The organism is Microcystis sp. M53603_WE2, assembly GCF_030065435.1.
Genome location: NZ_JASJFF010000917.1, coordinates 1 through 1,383, shown reverse-complemented (window position 1 = coordinate 1,383; position 1,383 = coordinate 1). Strand labels below are relative to the sequence as shown.

The window sequence follows — 1,383 nt, the reverse complement described above, 5'->3', positions numbered from 1 at the left end:
TTCAAAAACCTTGCATTATCCTTCTTGTAGTACATCGCTTGGTACAAAAAACAAGGGCAACAAAGCCTAAAACGACCGGCTCCTGACGACCGGCTACTGACTCCTACCCCCAGGAAAAACTTTTTCAGCAGACCCTAACTATTGTTACCTCAGTTTTTGTTTAAGTCTCAATAGTCGCTATTTGAGCAAGGATTACGCAATTAAAAATAGCTGACTTCGTTGTTCAGTTCGCCAAGATTATTGATGCTCGCTACAGTTAAGAATTAAGAAGTAATCGGGTTATGGCAAATCATCGGAGCGGACAAATATGATATTTTAGATTTAAGTTGAGAGTGGCGATTGCCTCTTGATTAAGTCGTTAGGTCGCTTTAACTCTTAGTAGTGATAGTGTCCGTCAAGTTATTTTTTAGTGTGATCGATACTGATTGATTCATTAGGAGGTTTAGCTTGTCGAATGCTATCTCGTTCCGTTGATTTGGGAAGACTCAAGTTATAGGGATATCTGCTTCGGAGGTTGAATTATGCCAGGGATGCGAAGGGCGGATCGCCGAGATTCTAATAGTGATAATGAGCGCAACAATCCTCGCTCTCGGCAGCCAGAGCCACCCTCTTATCTTGAACTGAAACAGCAGCGAGATAATGCTAGAGGTGATAAGTTTTTGTTGCAGCAGGAAAAAGCTCAATTGCAGCAACAGCTTCAGACTTCACAGCTTGCAGTTGATGAATGGGAGCAGCGTGCAACGCAGAATAATCAACTCTATCTTAGTGAGCAGCAAAGATATCAGCAAACTCTTTGTCTTTATAACGAAGAGAAGGCAAAAACTGTTGAATTAATAGCCAAATATCAAGAAGCAGATGCCCAGCGGACGCAATATCTGACTCTGTATAATGAAGCCCAAGAGCTGCTTAAACGAGAAAGACGCTCAAAGGCTGGCATCAAGGGTTGGGAAACTCGCCGTAAAATTGAAAATGAGCGTCTAAAGCAGGAAATTGCTGAAATGGTTGTTCTACTGCGTGAATCGTTGGCAAGCAAGGATGAGGCGGTGAATAACCTTTATGCTTTAGCAGAGCGTATGGATAGGATTCAACAATTAGTTGATTCGGTAGAAGTGGAATCTACTGGTAATCCAGTGGGTTTGCTGCAAAAGCTCAAACGCATTTGGCTTGCCATTAAAGATATCCTTTCTGAATAACTGGACTTCCCCCATACATAAATACTAAAAAATTAACAAAACCCTTACTGCAGGTCGCTTCTAAGAAAAAATTGAAAAGAGACTACTGGGTACATTTTTCACTTGAAAATGGCTGTACCGCTGACTGTATCTGGAGTAGAGCGATTCCGTAGAGTTGGCTGTATAGTGATCGCTAACCTGATTTTAACAG

At 41.7% G+C, this 1,383-nt stretch carries 1 protein-coding gene; it reads left to right on the top strand.

Annotation, left to right across the window (positions count from 1 at the left end; genetic code table 11):
• The first annotated feature begins 521 nt into the window (after window positions 1–521).
• Window positions 522–1,193 carry a hypothetical protein gene (locus tag PX481_RS19475; RefSeq protein ID WP_002762999.1) on the top strand — a complete coding sequence of 224 codons (672 nt, stop codon included), beginning with the start codon at window positions 522–524 and terminating at the stop codon, window positions 1,191–1,193.
• Window positions 1,194–1,383: the final 190 nt, after the last annotated feature.

Bases quoted from the DNA above. Each gene is read 5' to 3' on its own strand.
- PX481_RS19475 (WP_002762999.1), top strand. From the start codon at position 522: ATGCCAGGGATGCGAAGGGCGGATCGCCGAGATTCTAATAGTGATAAT.